This is a genomic window from Chitinophaga sp. NPDC101104 (assembly GCF_050277495.1).
GTDB lineage: Bacteria > Bacteroidota > Bacteroidia > Chitinophagales > Chitinophagaceae > Chitinophaga.
Genome location: NZ_JBNNSF010000001.1, coordinates 1,526,658 through 1,541,981, shown reverse-complemented (window position 1 = coordinate 1,541,981; position 15,324 = coordinate 1,526,658). Strand labels below are relative to the sequence as shown.

The window sequence follows — 15,324 nt, the reverse complement described above, 5'->3', positions numbered from 1 at the left end:
TCCCTTCCGGCTATTTTACTATTTTAGATCCACCATCAATCATCCCTATTCCCTAACGTGAGTACCTGGCGACGAAAAGCGATCGAATACATTCCCCAGTGCAGGCGCGAATTTCAGGCGCCGGACGCCGATATTTACACGATTTTAATTGAAATGAGGGCCGTTGTTGTGCAGGCGCATCGTGATAACGACATTCCCCTTTTAACGAAATGCTATGCATATGCGGAATGGTGCCACCGCCAGAAAGCCAACGAACTTTACAACGCCATTTGCGTATGCTTTTACGAACACCTCATCGATCAACCGGAAACGATGAAAGATATGACGACGTGGGTCAAAAAAGATATCTATCTGGACATCCGCAGCCTGCTCGAATATCGCAGCAATACGGATGAGGAGATGGCTGCGCTCGACGATGCGTACGGGATCCCGCTGCAGGAGCGCCCCAAATCCTGGCGCAAAGAAAAATTCAAATTCCGGTAATCACTCGCTCACCAGCTCCACTTCGTATACCGGGCTGAAGAGGTACATTCTTTTCGTTTCGATTTCTTCGCAGCGGATGCGTTTGCGGATTTTTTCGCCGCGGCTGAACACACGGCCATCTTTGGTCCTGAAGAGCTGGCCGATGGGAAGTTGCTCCACGAGGTAATGGTTTTCCTTTTTGCGATCGTAGCGCATGAGGACGCGCATCAATTCCTCGTCGGAGCAGGAAGTGGCGCCGGGGTTGTGGAGGCTTTTGCGGACGGCGGTTTCCACATCGATCGGGAGATAACCTTTCCCGATGAATTCTTTGAGGATCTTACCGTATTCGTTCTTCCACTCGCGGCCATGTGCCTGCACGCTGTGGCTATAAATATTAAAGGTGGTGAGATGCGCGATCTCGTGGAGGAGCGTGAGTAAAAAAGCGTATTTGTTAAGGCCGCCGTTAATACTGATGCGGTGGCCTTTCCCCTGGAAGGGATGGCGATAGTCGCCCAGTACGCTCTGGCGCTCACGGGTGATGGTGAGATGTACTTTATACTCGGTGATATAGGCGATTACCTGCTCGAAAGTGCCATCCGGCAGGTAAGCGGCCAATGCATGTAAAGGATGTTCTTGCTTCAACGGCTACTGATGTTTCTTCTGCCGGAGGCTGGCGCGGAACAGCTGCCAGGTTTCCAGCACGGTATACACGAGGTAAAAGAACAGCAGGATGAAGATAGTCGCTTTGCTGACATGGTCGCGGGTGACGAACACGTACACACCGATGCCCGCCACGCAGAGCATCAGTTTGCTCAGCGTGGAGGCATAAACGGAACGAACGAAAACGTTCGGATTTTCGGCCGCAAGACCTTTACGGCAAAGGGAATAGCTGACAAGGGCGATGAGGGCCAGGACGATGTTGCCGGCAACGAGAACGGGGAAATCGACGCCGAGGGAGGCGAGCCATCCGTTCTCCAACGTAAACAACAAACCTGTGATTGCCGCGACCACTGCCGCCAGCCAGAAGATAAATTTATCGGTCATGCCTGCTGGTATCTTTTACAATTTGCCACAAAAGTAGGGCTAAAGCGAGTAAAGAAAAAATGATCATGAACAACGGGAAACCGATGTCGACCTTTTTATCCAGCAGGTAACCCAGCCATACGGCCACGCCGAGGGTGGCCATCATTTGGAAGGCCAGGCCGGCATACCGCAGCAGCAGGTTAGACGGCTTCTGTTTCTTCTTCCTGGACGAGGGATCTTCCATGTTTTACATCTGCGGTGATTTCAGCTCCAGTACGCGCCGGCGGTGCGTCTGCAGGGTCCATATAGCAACGGCCGTTGAATTTAACGGTCGGTTCCATTTCGAAATGCGCGGTATAAATATCGCCTTTGATGTAGGCGTTGCCTTTCAGGAACAACAGGTCGTCTACCTTGATGATCCCGGTCACTTTACCCAGGATGTCCGCACTCTGGCAGATCAGGTCTCCCAGGATCTCCCCTTCCGGTCCTACCACGATCTTTGCTTTGGTAGAAACCAGGCCCGTAACCTGTCCATCGATACGGATATCCCCTTCACACACGATGTCTCCCTGGATAGTGGTTCCGTTGCCAATAAGGTTGATGTTGGAGGAAGGCATAATGCTCTTGCCTTCACTTTTCTTACTTTGGTTAAACATAGGTCAGAAGGTTTTTCTTTTTAATAAAGATGGTGTAAGATAGTGAAAAAATATTTAATAAGTACTGTTTTCGACTTTCGGGACTTTCAGCATATTGGTATCCAGCTGGATGTTGCCGCCGATGACGTTTTTCAGGTTTTGCAGGTAGCGGTCGCGGGTGGAGATCGCGCGTTCCAGGGAATCCGTCCGCATTTTCAGCTGCAGGAACTCCTTTCGCTGCTTAAGATCGCCGTATCCGGGGATGTAATACCGCAGGGGCGTAAACACCACCGTTGCCACCGTGATAGCCACCAGCAGCACGAACAGGGTGCTGAGCGCCACGTACACGCTCATGCGCGACAGGCGGAAGGCGGTCACCTCCTCATAGGTATCGTCGTTCATAATCACCAACCGGTATTTATGGTTCAACCGGTCGAGGCTTCTGCCCTTATTTTTGTCTTCAGTAGCCATATTTCTGCAAAAATGTAAAGATTGAAGTTTTTACCGAAATATCCATCAAAAATTCATAATTTGTAAATACGATTCCGGATTTGCCCCAAGTTAGCCCTTATACGCGCAGTCCGAAAAAAAATTATCCTATCTTTAAAATATTTTTTCCCAAATAAAAGTTAATAAAGAAGTTATTACCGACCTGGCTTTACATGCATTGTTCTAATATATCTCTATTACGTGCCGGTGTGGTGGGAGGAATGCTCTTTTTCGCCGCAGCCGCAACGGTTTTAGGGCAGGACAAACCTGCCAATCAGCCCCCGGCCAGGCCCGAGAAGCCCCTTAAGGTGGAAGACCGGCGCCCCCCGTCAGAAAAGATGGCCTCAAAACCATATACCTTCACCCGCAGGGTGGTGCAAAACACCGTGACCCGGTATAACTACTATTACCACGCTAAACTCAAGCTGGAAAAGGTACTGACCGGTATCAACAAACAGCGGCAAGACAATTACAACGTCTACCTGCCCTTCTACCCCTTCACCGTCGACAAGCTCAACCTCGATGTCAACGAGCTGGACTCCGTCGTCCAGAAAGCCTCGGTAGCCGTCCAGATCCACGACCCGCGCGGGCGCTGGATAGACGACAGCTACCTGCTCATAGGGAAGGCATATTATTATAAAGGCGAATGGGAAGCCGCCGCCAATACTTTCCAGTTCATCAACACCACCTTTGCCCCGAAAAAGAAATCGGATTACAATGCCGTGGTGGGCAGCAGCCAGAACGACCTCCTGTCTATCTCCAGCCGCGAAAAGGAAAAAACCTGGTACGCCCGGCATTTCCGGCATACCAGTGCCCGTAACGACGCATTCCTCTGGCAGGCGCGCACGCTCATAGAACAGAACAAGCACGACGAAGCCCAGTCGCTCCTCAATATCCTCGAAACCGATCCCTATTTCCCCCGGCGCCTCGACGGACAGCTCGCCGAGCTCCAGGCCTGGAAATTCTATAAACAGGGACAGTACGCCGAAACCATAGAACCGCTGCGCATGGCGCTGAAGAAAGGCCACAGCGGCCGCGACCAAAAGGCGCGGATGTACTATATCCTCGGCCAGTTGTACGTTTCGCAGAACAAATACGATTCGGCCATGACGGCTTTCCGCGAAGTGATCGCCGCCAAATCGGACGCCACCATCGATTTCAATGCCCGTGTCCAGATCGCCAAAGCCAATACCAAAGTAAACGGCGGCAGCCTGGAAGAAAGCATCGCCGCGTTGCAAAGCATGCTGCGCAAAGAACGTTTCATCCCCTTCCGCGACGCGATCTATTACAATATGGCATCGCTGTGCGCCAATGAAGATCCGGAACGTGCGATCGATTTTCTGAACAAATCACTGCGGGTCGAAAGCGCCAACATGCTCCAGAAAACACTGACGTTCAAAGGCATGGCGGATATTTACTATTTCCGGAAAGACTACCGCAATGCACAGCGGTATTACGACAGCACCGCGTCTATCATGGGCCCGGATTTCCATGATGCGGAACTCGTGAATGCCCGCAAGGAAACCCTGGGCGCCGTGGCCGAAAAAGTGCAAACCATCCGCGACGAAGACAGCCTGCAACAAATCGCCAGTCTGCCGCCCGCGATGCGCGATACGCTGCTGGCCAAACAGGTAGCTGCCCTCAAGGCGGCGAAAACCCCGCCACCAGCCGAAGGTGGCAAAAAAGGCGGAAGCACTGCCGCACAGGCGCCTCCTTCCTTCACGGCCAACAACAACTACAACAATCCGTCTTTCGGGCCCGCCAACGAAGGCGGCGAATGGTATTTCTATAACCAGAGCAATAAATCGACCGGCTTCACCGAATTCCGCCGGCGCTGGGGTAACCGCGCCTTGGGCGACAACTGGCGCCGCAGCCAGCAATCGGGCGCCCTGCTCGCCAATAACAACGCCCCGACGCCTCCGCAGCCGGAGGTGAATGAAGGGAATAATGCCGCCCCGTCGATCGCCGATCTGCCGGCAGACAGTATCAACATCTCGCTGCTGGCCAACCAGTTGCCTGATACGCCCGAGAAACTGGAAGCATCGCGCGGGCGCCAGCAGGAGGCGTATTTCGACCTCGGCAAGCTCTATAACGACAAGCTCGACGATACCCGTGAGGGCATCCTCACTTACGATACGCTCCTGTCCCGCTTCCCGGAGCATCCCCGCAAGGTGGAAGTGCTGTATAGCCTGTACGCCTGGCATAACAAACTGAACCACAACGAACTGGCAGCTAAATACAAGACCCAGGTGCTCACGCAGTTCCCGGGCACCCAATACGCCAGTATCCTGACTTACGGCGCGCTCAGCACCCAGGACAAGGAAAAGAACAAGGCCGCCGAAAACATTTACGAATCCGCCTATAATGCGTTCCGCCAGGGGAATTACGACACGGTGTTCGTGCTCCGCAAATTCTCCGACTCCACGGTAGGGTTCAGTCCCGTTCAGGCCAAATTCGACTTACTGGAAGCCATGGCGATCATCAAAACCCGGCCGGAAGACGAAGGCAAGGCCGCCATCGCGTCCGTGATCACCAAATATCCCGGCGAAGAGGGTATCCTGAACCAGGCCAAAGCCATCCAGGAAGCGCTGGAGCGCCGCCAGCAGGTGACCGATTACCTGACCCAGCTGGAAATCCAGCGGGACAGCAGCAGCACGGCACAGGTTGACGAAAACATCCGCATCCGCTATCCCTGGCAAACCCCTGCGCCCAACCTGACGGATTCCCTGGCATTGAAAGCCAAAGCCGATTCCGCAGCAGCTGTGGCCAACGTTCCGCCTCCGCCGCCACCCAAACCGGTAACGCCTTACCAGCTGGGCGACGAAAAGTCAGCCATCCCGCATTTTGTGGTGATCCATTTCGACCGGGTGTCGAAAGTGCTGATCGACGAAGCGGTGGCCCAGTTCTCCAAATACAACAGTGAGAAACACGCTTCCGAACAGCTGCAAACGAGCATGTACGCCCTGACGCCGAACGAGATCATGGTGATCGTGCGGCTGTTCCCCGATGAAAACAAGGCACTTACGTATTTCGATGAAGTGAGCCGCGTGGCGAGTGAAACGATCATTCCGCGGATCCGTCCCACCGACTACCGCCTGTTCATCATTTCCCGCGAAAACTTCATCCTGTTAAATAATACCAAAGACCTGGAAGGCTACCGCAAATTCTTCGGGAACAACTACATAACGGAATAATATTTGCAAGACAAACAAGTATGCTATGCCGCCCGGCCTATGAAACGCAGGGGAAAAAGCATAATTTTGCGCTAAACAGACTGTTTCACACTTTTTAACATATGAAAAAATCCGTAAAAATATTATGGGTGACCTTCGGATGCGGGGTGGCTTTATTCCTCATCCTCCTCCTGCTGATCAATCTCCGGATCATCGGACATATGCCCAGCATGGAAGAACTGGAAAACCCGCGGACGGCCCTGGCCTCTGAAGTGATCGCGGAAGACGGGACCATTATGGGCAAGTACCTCCAGGTAGATCGTTCCAACGTAGACTACAAGGATATTTCTCCCAATGTATTCAATGCCCTCCTGGCAACGGAAGACCGTAATTTTTACAGTCACTCCGGCATCGATGCCAAGGCAACGGCGGCGATCCCTTTTTACCTGTTGATCGGCAAGAAGCGTGGTTCCTCCACCATTACCCAACAGCTGGCGCTGAACCTGCAACAGGACGGTGAGGGCAAGACCCGTGCCCGCAACCTGGTGGTGCGTTCTTTCCAGAAACTTTCGGAATGGGTGATCGCCATCAAGCTGGAACGCAACCTTACGAAAAAAGAGATCATCACGCTGTACCTCAACACTGTGGCGTTCGGCGATAACGTGTACGGTATCGAGAACGGTGCGCGTACCTTTTTCAGCAAGGACCCCGCACGGCTTTCCATCGAGGAAGCGGCCACGCTGGTGGGCATGCTGAAGGGTTCCACCCAATATAATCCCCGCCGTAATCCAGTGCTGGCGCTCAACCGCCGCAATACGGTGATCGACAACATGGTGAGCGAAGGATATATTACCAGTGCAGACGGTGCCGCGGCAAAAAGCCGGCCCATCGTGCTCCGCTACAACAAGCTCGACCACAACAAAGGCCTGGCTCCCTACTTCCGTGAAGTGCTGCGCAGCGAATTGAAGGCCTGGTGCAAGGAACATAAGAAACCCGACGGCACGGAATACAACCTGTACCGCGACGGTCTCAAAATCTACACCACCATCAATCCCCGCATGCAACTGTATGCCGAGGAAGCGGTAGCGCACCACCTGAAAGACCTGCAGAAATCCTTCCAGCAACAGGCCAACATCAAATCCGGCAAGGTGTGGACAGGTAACATCGCCTCCCGCGACCTGCAGAACTTCATCAAGGATACCGACCGGTATCGCAGCATGAAGGAAGAAGAAGCCTCCGACGAAGAGATCGAAAAGGCTTTCAATACGCCTGTTAAAATGAAAGCCTTCAGCTGGAGGAGCTATACCAACACCGACCAGAATGAGATCGATACGGTGATGACACCGCTCGATTCCATCAAATACCACCGCGCCATCCTGCAATCCGGTTTCATGGCCATGGACCCGGAAAGCGGGGAGATCAAGGCCTGGGTGGGCGGTCCGGATTTCCGGTATTTCAAGAACGACCACGTATTCAAGACCACCCGCCAGGTGGGCTCTACGTTCAAACCGTTCCTTTACCTGTTCGCGCTCATGAACGGGTTCAACCCGAACACGATGCTGCCGAACGAGCCCGTGACCATCGGCAACTGGACGCTTACCCGCAACTCCGAAGGCAGCGTGGGCGGTTCCATTTCTATGGCCGGCGCGCTGGCGAAGTCGCTCAACCTCGTGAGCGCCTACCTCATCAAGCAATTCGGCGCCAAGGCATTCGCCAATTTCGCAAACGATAAGATCGGGTTCCAGTCTACCAAGATCGAACCATATCCCTCCATCGCATTGGGGGTTTCCACGATCTCCCTGTTCGATATGCTCCGGGCCTACACGATGTTCCCCGCCCGCGGGGTGATCACTACACCGATCTACATCACCCGTATCGAAGACCGCTTCGGCAACATCCTCGAAACATATGTTCCCGAGAAAAAGGAAGTGATCAGCGAGATCGATTCGTATACCATGGTCAAAATGATGGAAGGCGTTACCGCTCCCGGTGGTACTGGTGCGAGATTGCGCTTCCGTTACAATATTCCCGGCGAAGTAGCGGGTAAAACCGGTACCACGAACGACAACACCGATGGCTGGTTCCTCGGCTACACCCCGCAACTGCTGGCAGGCGCATGGGTGGGTTGCGACAACAACTACCTCCGCTTCAGCAGCACCGCGCTGGGCCAGGGCGCCAACACCGGCCTGCCCATCTTCGCTCTCTTCATGCAGAAAGTGTATGCAGATAAAACCCTCGGCATTGATCCCGCCTCCAAATTCCCCATTCCGCCAAATATGCGCAACGATCTCTATTTCAACTACGAGAACAATGTGCAACCCGGCGCGGAAGCCGAAGATGTAGGCAATGGCGGCGCCAGTGATTATGAAAGCGTAGACGTTGGCGCATACGGCGAACCGGTGGAACAACCGAAGGAAGCGCCCAAAGAAACACCGAAAGAACAAAAGGAACAGAAGGAGCCCAAAGACCCGAAGGAAACGCCGAAACCGCCGAAACGCGACGAGCCGCAACCCGCAGGGCAACAACCGAAAGCCCAGCTCCCTCCGAAACCGAAAAACAATAACTGACGATAATCCAAGAGCGTGTACCATCCATACACGCTCTTTTTTTATGAACAAATACGGTGATTGCGGTCGAGCCAGCAGATGTGGAAGATGTTGCCTACACGACATCCATGAATCCGCCGCTTTCCATCCACCCTTAATTCAAAAATGTCCAAATCCTTTTCCAGCCCTTCGATATATCCATTCAAAGGATACCTGCTCCTGTGGATCTTAGTCATTCCAAAGCCTGATTTATGAGCTCCTCCGCCCGAGTGGACAAGGTCTTTCCAGTTGCATCCTTTCAGTTTTTGGATAAACCGCCAGAAACACTTCATTTCCTGTTTCCCCCAATCGGAAAAGCACTCGAACCTGTTTTGTAAAAAAGTTATTGAGACGTAAATATTGATTCCATCGCCTTGTAACGCGGCTGTTTTCATTTCCGGGCCAAGACTATCAAGATTAACTGCAACGGATGAATCAACAGATCGCCTTTTAAGGCTTTCCTTCATGTTGTAATTTTGAATAATAATTCTTCATTGATTCCTGTGTAATTTCCTGGTGACAATGCATCAGGGAAGGAGTATGCCTTCTTGCCATCCGCCAGGGCAATTCCTTTTTGGAGAGTGCTTCAAGGAACCATGCAGAATGTTCTCCATATTTTAAAAATATTTCCTCCAAAAAATCATCCAATTCGATCGGAAGCTTTTTATAGGAATGTTCCTTGCTAAACATCTTCTCGAATGGAATGCTATCCCTGTAAGCATTATCGAACCGCTCATATATCGCGGGAACGGTCGGGCCATGCATCCAGGCCTCGATCTTGTCATTGAATAGCGGCTTATCAAACTTAACCAGGTGCCAGGCCTGTGAATAGTAAATCAATTTCTGCAACTTCATGGGTGATATTGTATCACCCGAATTGGTTTCCAGGCTCGCCAGAAACCAACTGGCAATTTGATTCGCAGTGTACATCGTGTTGCTATTTTAATGGTTTAGTTTTTCGAAACGCCTCCATGACAATGCATCATATCACATATCACATCGTTCAGCCCAAGCACCTCCTCCTCGAACGCATCCACATCCTGCGCGAGGGACTGCAACAACGGCGACCGCCGGAGATCCCTGCAAATGATCCTCGACATGCGCACACAAGGCCAGATGTCCTGCAAGGTATCGCGCGCCATTTCCTCCGTAAACCGGTAAAAATCCTGTTCTATCCCGTTCGCCAGCATCACCGTCAACCGCGTCATCTCCCGCAAATCGCGGCCGATGCTCAGCAACAGGTCCAGATGCTCGTCCGACCCCGGAACTACGCTACGCTCCAACCGCAGATAGCTGGAAAATACTTTGTGGAACGCTTCCCAATCGATGGGCGTTAACATAACAATTCGTTTTTTGGGTGATCGTATCGGAGTACAAAATTAGAATGACCAACGACCACAACCTTCAAAAAACTCCGAGAATATCTCCGAAATACGAAGAATATCTCAGTGAAACCGGGATTTACCCATAAAAAAAGTGCGCACCGGCCGCGGTGCGCACTTCCATCGAAATATACTTTTCCTTTTTTAATCCTGTGTCACATACGTCAACCGGTCGAATTTCATGGCGTTATCAATCAGCTGGATCGCGATTTTCAAGATCCCCGCCTCCGCGTTCGCATCCACTTTCGGCGCGTCGTCGGTAGGTTTGTGATAATCGTCGTGCCCGCCCGTATGCAGGAACAACACCGGCACCCCGGCCACATAAAAACTGTGGTGATCGCTGCCGCCCTTCCCCGATCCATCGGTGAAGAATTTGATCCCTCCATCCTGCACGCCCTTGAAAATCTCCGGCCACTCCTTCGCCGTGCCATATCCGCCGATACCCACGCCACGCTGCAGATTGTATCGCCCGATCATGTCCATATTCAACATGAACTGCACCTTATTCAGCGAATCCAACGGGTAGCGCGTGTAATATTTCGACCCGTGCAGCCCCAATTCCTCGCCGCCGAAAGCGATGAACAGGAAATTGAACGGCTCTTTGACGTTATTCTGCTGATAATGCCGCGCCAGCTCCAGGAGCCCCGCCACGCCGGAAGCGTTATCGTCCGCCCCGTTGTGTATCTCATTGGGATAGCGGCCGTTAAACAGCTCACCATGCCCCAAATGATCGTAATGCGCACCGATGATCACCGTACGTGCGGCACCGTTATCAATGTATCCGATCACATTCTTGCTGTGCAGGTTGTAATGCTTCCCGCGGGCGAACACGAATTGCTGGAAGTATTGTCCACCCACGGCGGGCAGCAGGCCGATCTGCCGGAACTGCTTCTCCACATACCCCGCAGCCTTCTCCCCTCCCTTCGTTCCCGTTCCACGGCCTTTCAGCTTGTCGGACGCCAGATAGTTCACCGTTTCCCGGATCCGCTCCGGCGAAGGCGCTGTTTCCTGTGCAAAAGCTGCGCCTGCTGCGGCCAGCCAAATCGTCAAAATCGCAATCTGCTTCATATGTTCAAAAGTAAAAAAGGCCCCACTTCCGTGGAGCCTTTTTGTGTTATCCGGTAAAATTATTTTTTGCGTGTTTTCTGCATTTCTGCCTGGCGTTTCTGCATCTCTTCCAGTTTTTCCGCCCATTTGGACTTGGTCTGGGGTTTCGATTTGTTCGCCTGGATCTGTGCATGGATCTTGTCGTGGTTGATGATGAACGTCTGGATCACCCACTGCAGCGCGATCGAGATCACGTTACTCAGGAAGTAGTAGTATGTGAGCGCCGCGGCCATGCCGTTGAAGATACCCAGCAGCATGATGGGGAACACATACGGCATATATTTCATCACCGGGTTGCTCTGGTCGGCCATGCCCCTGTTGTAGAACGCGAGGATAAGGCTCGTGATCGTCATCAGGATCGTGAACAGCGAAATATGATCGCCGTACAGCGGGATGGTGAAACCGAAGTTATAGATGGAATCGTAAGTGCTGAGGTCGTTCGCCCACAGGAAGCTTTCCTGGCGCAGCTCGATGGAGCTGGGGAAGAACGAGTACATCGCCACGAGGATCGGCAGCTGCAGCAATGCGGGCAGACAGCCTCCCAGCGGGTTCACACCGGCACTCTTGAACAGTTTCATCTGCTCCATGCCGAAGGCCTGCTGATCGTCTTTATAACGGGCGCGCAGCTCGTCCAGCTCCGGTTTCAACACTTTCATCTTGGCAGCCGATACATAGCTCTGGTACGTGAACGGTGCGATGATGAGGCGGATGAAGATGGTCAGGAGGAGGATGATGAGGCCATAGTTGGAAGTCAATCCGCCAAGGAAGTCGAACACGGGGATGATGATCCAGATGTTCACATATTTCACGAAAGCGAAGATACCGGAGCCGAGGGGGATGATCTTCTGCAGCTCGATGTCCATCGACTTGAGGGTCTTGTACTTATTGGGACCGTAATACACTTCGATGGGGAAGCTGTAGTTGGCGGAACCGTTGAAGGGGATGGCGAGGCTGCTCATCTGCTGGCCCACGATGTTGGCGCTTTCGGGCACCTTGCTGTGGAAGTCGGCGGATGCGAAGTTATCTTTCCTGGCGATGAGCGTGGTGTTGAAGAACTGCTGCTTGAAGCTTACCCATTGGAGGGGGCGGTCCACTTTCTTCTCGCTGCTGTTGGTCAGGGTGAAGTAATCGTGGTCTTTGGCCGCGTCGCGCCAGTGGATCTGGTTATTCAGGCGCTCCTGTTGCATGCTGTGCTCCTGGAGGTCTGACTGGCTGTTCCACTGGAATTCCACGTTCTTGCTGCCGAGTATGCCCTGCATGCCAACGAGGTTGATCGTGTAATCGACCAGGTAGCTGTCGTTTTTCAGCATGTAGGTGTATTCGATGTATTGGGCCGGGTTGGACGTGGGGAGGCGGTAGCTGATGGATTGGCTGCCGTCGGGGTGCTTTTCCACATTGCCGGGGGTAAAGTATACGTCTGCGGTGTTGAGCGACTGGTTATTGGCGAGGGGAACTTTGATGCCCTGGCGGTTGAAGGAACCTTCCTGGAGCATGAGGGGCTCGCCTGCGGAGGATTTGAATTCCAGCAGCTGGATTTGTTTGGGTTGACCTCCTTTGTTGGTGAAGGTGATCTTAACCAGTTTGTTTTCCAGCACGGTGGTGGCTTCAGTGCCGGTGGCCGCGAGGGTAAAGGGACCGTATTCGCTGCTGAGGCGGGCTGAATCTGCGCTGGTGATGCCGGTTGCTGCTGCACTATCGCTGAGGGCAACGGTTTTAGCTTGTTGCTCTTTGGGCTTGTTCAGGTTGGCGATGGAATCCTGGCGGGCCTTTTCGATTCTTGCGTCCTGGGAGCTTTTCTGGTTCCACCAGATATACCCCACGAGAAGGAGGCCCAGTAACACAAAACCAATGACCGAATTTCTATCCATGTCGAAAATTAAAATTTAAGGAGCAAAGGTAATATAAAGGCGGGTATGATGCATGATTTCTGCTAGCGGAAATGTTAAAGTCTTCCGCTAGCAGCAATCCATATCACATCAAGATTTTTTTATTCATGTACCACTTTCTCTTCCTGCTGCTTAGCCTTTCCATTCCTGGATTCGGCATAGGTTTTGGCAGCGCCGATGAAGCTCACGAAGAGAGGGGCCGGGCTTTCCACGGTGGATTTCAGCTCGGGGTGGAATTGGCCGCCTACGAAGAAGGGATGGCCGGGCAGCTCGATCATTTCCACGAGGCCGGTTTCCGGGTTTTTACCGGAAGCGACCAGGCCTGCTTTTTCGAACTGGTCGAGGAAATCGTTATTGAATTCGTAGCGGTGACGGTGGCGTTCTGAAATGGCGGTGGCGCCATTATAGATAGCGGAAGCCTGGGAACCGGGCTTAAGGTCGCACGCATAAGCGCCGAGGCGCATGGTACCGCCCATTTTGGTCACTTTTTTCTGTTCTTCCATGAGGTTGATCACCGGGTGTTGGGTTTCCGGGTTCATCTCGGTGGAATGCGCGTCCTTCAGGCCCATTACGTTACGGGCGTATTCCACTACGGCCATTTGCATGCCGAGGCAGATACCGAAGAACGGCAGGTTGTTTTCACGGGCGAACTGGATGGCCGTGATCTTGCCTTCGATGCCGCGGTGGCCGAAACCGGGGGCTACGAGGAGACCGTCCAGGTTTTTCAGTTTTTCGCAGACATTATCGGGCGTAATATGTTCAGAGTGAATATTTTGTACGATCACCTTGCACTCGTTCACCGCACCGGCGTGGATGAATGATTCGAGGATGGATTTGTAAGCGTCCTGCAGTTCCACGTACTTGCCGATGAGGCCTATGGTCACTTTGGTTTTGGGATATTTCAGCTTGTCGAGGAATTCGCGCCATTTGGTGAGCTCGGGTTCCTTTTCGACGGGCAGGTTCAGTTTTTTGAGGGTGATGACGTCGAGTTTCTCGCGCATCATTTCGAGGGGCACTTCGTAAATGGTGGGTACGTCGTTCGCCTCGATCACCGCATCTACCTGTACGTTACAGAACAGGGCGATCTTCTTTTTCAGTTCGCGGTACATCGGCTCTTCGGTACGGCACACGATGATATCGGGGTGCACGCCGTTTTCGCTCAGCAAACGCACAGAGTGCTGTGTGGGCTTGGTTTTCAGCTCCTTGGCCGCACGCAGGTACGGGATGAGGGTGAGGTGGATCACCAGGCAATCTTCTTCGCCCAGTTCCCATTGCAACTGGCGTACCGCCTCCACGTAGGGGAGCGATTCAATATCGCCCACGGTGCCGCCCAGCTCGGTGATGACGATATCATATTTACCATCTTTCCCCAGCAGGAGGATACGGCGTTTGATCTCATCGGTGATGTGGGGGATTACCTGAACGGTTTTGCCGAGGTAAGCGCCTTCGCGCTCCTTGTTGATAACGGTCTGGTAAATGCGGCCGGTGGTAACGTTGTTGGCCTGTGTGGTGGGCGTGTTGAGGAAACGCTCGTAGTGCCCGAGGTCCAGGTCGGTTTCTGCGCCATCTTCAGTCACGTAGCACTCGCCGTGCTCGTAAGGGTTCAATGTTCCCGGATCCACATTGATATACGGATCGAATTTCTGAATAGTCACTTTAAAGCCGCGCGCCTGCAATAATTTAGCGAGGGACGCAGCGATAATTCCTTTACCCAATGAGGAAGTAACACCTCCCGTAACGAAGATATATTTTGCCATAAAAACTAAGTTCCTGATTCTTTTACTTGACCAAAGCGGGAAGTGATGCCGGGACTGTAATGGTGGTATCCTGTCAAGTAATTTACTTCCGTAAGGTCATGCAAAGTTACACAAATTTGCTGCGCTCCCAAACCGAATTTTGCAGCGGCCTCCAAAAATCGTCCGCAAACCCGCTCCCACAGCCATTTTCAAAAATTTCCCGACGAAAGCGCATTTCAAATGCCCTCCGGCGGCAGGCCACGGGAATTGTCGTTGCATTCCCGTAATTTTGCCCCCTGAAATTCGTTCCATTATGACCTTGATGCCTAAAAAGGCCCACGAATCCCTCGTTCAGATGACCGAACTGGTATTGCCCAACGATACCAATACCTTCGGTAACCTGATGGGTGGCCGCCTGATGTACTGGATGGACATTGCCGCCGCCCTGGCCTGCATGAAACACTGCGCCGCCCCGGTGGTAACCGCCTCCGTCGACAATATCTCCTTCGAAAACCCCATCAAACTGGGTAATGTGGTGCATATCGAAGCCATCGTCACCCGTGCTTTCACCACTTCCATCGAAGTGCACATGAAAGTCTGGGGAGAAGACCCGGTTTTACAATACCGTTACAAATCCAACGAAGCGTTCATGACCTTCGTAGCCCTGGACCCCAACGGCAAATCGCGGCCCGTTCCCCAGGTGATCGCCGAATCGGAAGAGGAGAAAAAACTCTACGAAGGCGCCCTCCGCCGCCGCCAGCTCCGCCTCATCCTCGGCGGCAAAATGAAACCGGCCGACGCCAACGAGCTCAAAGCCCTCTTCACCGAAGCAACGGAAGCTTAGCT

General features: G+C 52.9%; 15 protein-coding genes. 4 read left to right on the top strand and 11 right to left on the bottom strand.

Annotated elements, in window-relative coordinates:
* The first annotated feature begins 57 nt into the window (after positions 1 to 57).
* Positions 58 to 483 (top strand): DUF7674 family protein, encoded by a 426-nt coding sequence (locus tag ACQKLP_RS06325; RefSeq protein ID WP_427321125.1) that lies wholly within the window; start codon positions 58 to 60, stop codon positions 481 to 483.
* Here the strand turns inward: ACQKLP_RS06325 and ACQKLP_RS06320 are convergent, their stop codons facing one another.
* The 5 genes from ACQKLP_RS06320 to ACQKLP_RS06300 are packed head-to-tail and all read right to left on the bottom strand — an operon-like array spanning position 484 to position 2,591.
* Positions 484 to 1,104 (bottom strand): SprT-like domain-containing protein, encoded by a 621-nt coding sequence (locus ACQKLP_RS06320; protein ID WP_427321123.1) that lies wholly within the window; start codon positions 1,102 to 1,104, stop codon positions 484 to 486.
* 3 nt (positions 1,105 to 1,107) lie between these two features.
* Positions 1,108 to 1,506 (bottom strand): hypothetical protein, encoded by a 399-nt coding sequence (locus ACQKLP_RS06315; RefSeq protein ID WP_427321121.1) that lies wholly within the window; start codon positions 1,504 to 1,506, stop codon positions 1,108 to 1,110.
* The gene (locus tag ACQKLP_RS06310; RefSeq protein ID WP_427321119.1) at positions 1,496 to 1,729 is read right to left on the bottom strand and encodes an AtpZ/AtpI family protein; all 234 of its coding nucleotides are present in this window, start codon (positions 1,727 to 1,729) and stop codon (positions 1,496 to 1,498) included. The genes ACQKLP_RS06315 and ACQKLP_RS06310 overlap by 11 nt, the downstream gene beginning before the upstream one ends.
* Positions 1,686 to 2,141: a bactofilin family protein gene (locus tag ACQKLP_RS06305; RefSeq protein ID WP_427321117.1), complete on the bottom strand. Its 456-nt coding sequence runs from the start codon at positions 2,139 to 2,141 to the stop codon at positions 1,686 to 1,688. Before ACQKLP_RS06305 ends, ACQKLP_RS06310 begins: the two co-directional genes overlap by 44 nt.
* A 54-nt stretch (positions 2,142 to 2,195) precedes the next feature.
* Complete coding sequence (locus ACQKLP_RS06300) at positions 2,196 to 2,591, bottom strand: hypothetical protein (protein WP_341843199.1); 396 nt, start codon at positions 2,589 to 2,591, stop codon at positions 2,196 to 2,198.
* Positions 2,592 to 2,818: 227 nt separating this feature from the next.
* Here ACQKLP_RS06300 and ACQKLP_RS06295 point away from each other — a divergent pair, with 227 nt between their 5' ends.
* A complete protein-coding gene (locus ACQKLP_RS06295; protein ID WP_427321115.1) occupies positions 2,819 to 5,803 on the top strand; it encodes a tetratricopeptide repeat protein in 2,985 nt (994 codons plus the stop codon).
* A 101-nt stretch (positions 5,804 to 5,904) separates the two neighbouring features.
* Positions 5,905 to 8,349: a transglycosylase domain-containing protein gene (locus tag ACQKLP_RS06290; RefSeq protein WP_427321113.1), complete on the top strand. Its 2,445-nt coding sequence runs from the start codon at positions 5,905 to 5,907 to the stop codon at positions 8,347 to 8,349.
* Between the two features lie 41 nt (positions 8,350 to 8,390).
* Here ACQKLP_RS06290 and ACQKLP_RS06285 read toward each other — a convergent pair whose 3' ends face one another.
* The 6 genes from ACQKLP_RS06285 to ACQKLP_RS06260 all read right to left on the bottom strand — a co-directional run bounded on the left by ACQKLP_RS06285 (position 8,391) and on the right by ACQKLP_RS06260 (position 14,499).
* Complete coding sequence (locus ACQKLP_RS06285) at positions 8,391 to 8,834, bottom strand: MAG6450 family protein (RefSeq protein WP_427321111.1); 444 nt, start codon at positions 8,832 to 8,834, stop codon at positions 8,391 to 8,393.
* Positions 8,818 to 9,297 (bottom strand): Panacea domain-containing protein, encoded by a 480-nt coding sequence (locus ACQKLP_RS06280; RefSeq protein ID WP_427321109.1) that lies wholly within the window; start codon positions 9,295 to 9,297, stop codon positions 8,818 to 8,820. Before ACQKLP_RS06280 ends, ACQKLP_RS06285 begins: the two co-directional genes overlap by 17 nt.
* 20 nt (positions 9,298 to 9,317) lie before the next feature.
* On the bottom strand, positions 9,318 to 9,707 hold the full coding sequence (locus ACQKLP_RS06275; RefSeq protein ID WP_427321107.1) for a hypothetical protein: 390 nt from the start codon (positions 9,705 to 9,707) through the stop codon (positions 9,318 to 9,320).
* 186 nt (positions 9,708 to 9,893) lie between these two features.
* Positions 9,894 to 10,817: a M20/M25/M40 family metallo-hydrolase gene (locus tag ACQKLP_RS06270; protein ID WP_427321105.1), complete on the bottom strand. Its 924-nt coding sequence runs from the start codon at positions 10,815 to 10,817 to the stop codon at positions 9,894 to 9,896.
* A 59-nt stretch (positions 10,818 to 10,876) separates the two neighbouring features.
* Positions 10,877 to 12,724, bottom strand: a complete 1,848-nt coding sequence (gene yidC / locus ACQKLP_RS06265; protein ID WP_427321103.1) for a membrane protein insertase YidC — start codon at positions 12,722 to 12,724, stop codon at positions 10,877 to 10,879.
* A 119-nt stretch (positions 12,725 to 12,843) separates the two neighbouring features.
* Entirely contained in the window at positions 12,844 to 14,499 is a 1,656-nt protein-coding gene (locus ACQKLP_RS06260) for a CTP synthase (protein ID WP_427321101.1), read from the bottom strand.
* A gap of 292 nt (positions 14,500 to 14,791) precedes the next feature.
* Here ACQKLP_RS06260 and ACQKLP_RS06255 point away from each other — a divergent pair, with 292 nt between their 5' ends.
* Positions 14,792 to 15,322: an acyl-CoA thioesterase gene (locus tag ACQKLP_RS06255; protein ID WP_126245382.1), complete on the top strand. Its 531-nt coding sequence runs from the start codon at positions 14,792 to 14,794 to the stop codon at positions 15,320 to 15,322.
* Positions 15,323 to 15,324: the final 2 nt, after the last annotated feature.

Bases quoted from the DNA above. Each gene is read 5' to 3' on its own strand.
- ACQKLP_RS06315 (WP_427321121.1), bottom strand. From the start codon at position 1,506: ATGACCGATAAATTTATCTTCTGGCTGGCGGCAGTGGTCGCGGCAATC.
- ACQKLP_RS06310 (WP_427321119.1), bottom strand. From the start codon at position 1,729: ATGGAAGATCCCTCGTCCAGGAAGAAGAAACAGAAGCCGTCTAACCTG.
- ACQKLP_RS06305 (WP_427321117.1), bottom strand. From the start codon at position 2,141: ATGTTTAACCAAAGTAAGAAAAGTGAAGGCAAGAGCATTATGCCTTCC.
- ACQKLP_RS06300 (WP_341843199.1), bottom strand. From the start codon at position 2,591: ATGGCTACTGAAGACAAAAATAAGGGCAGAAGCCTCGACCGGTTGAAC.
- ACQKLP_RS06290 (WP_427321113.1), top strand. From the start codon at position 5,905: ATGAAAAAATCCGTAAAAATATTATGGGTGACCTTCGGATGCGGGGTG.
- ACQKLP_RS06285 (WP_427321111.1), bottom strand. From the start codon at position 8,834: ATGAAGGAAAGCCTTAAAAGGCGATCTGTTGATTCATCCGTTGCAGTT.
- ACQKLP_RS06280 (WP_427321109.1), bottom strand. From the start codon at position 9,297: ATGTACACTGCGAATCAAATTGCCAGTTGGTTTCTGGCGAGCCTGGAA.
- ACQKLP_RS06275 (WP_427321107.1), bottom strand. From the start codon at position 9,707: ATGTTAACGCCCATCGATTGGGAAGCGTTCCACAAAGTATTTTCCAGC.
- ACQKLP_RS06270 (WP_427321105.1), bottom strand. From the start codon at position 10,817: ATGAAGCAGATTGCGATTTTGACGATTTGGCTGGCCGCAGCAGGCGCA.
- yidC (WP_427321103.1), bottom strand. From the start codon at position 12,724: ATGGATAGAAATTCGGTCATTGGTTTTGTGTTACTGGGCCTCCTTCTC.
- ACQKLP_RS06260 (WP_427321101.1), bottom strand. From the start codon at position 14,499: ATGGCAAAATATATCTTCGTTACGGGAGGTGTTACTTCCTCATTGGGT.
- ACQKLP_RS06255 (WP_126245382.1), top strand. From the start codon at position 14,792: ATGACCTTGATGCCTAAAAAGGCCCACGAATCCCTCGTTCAGATGACC.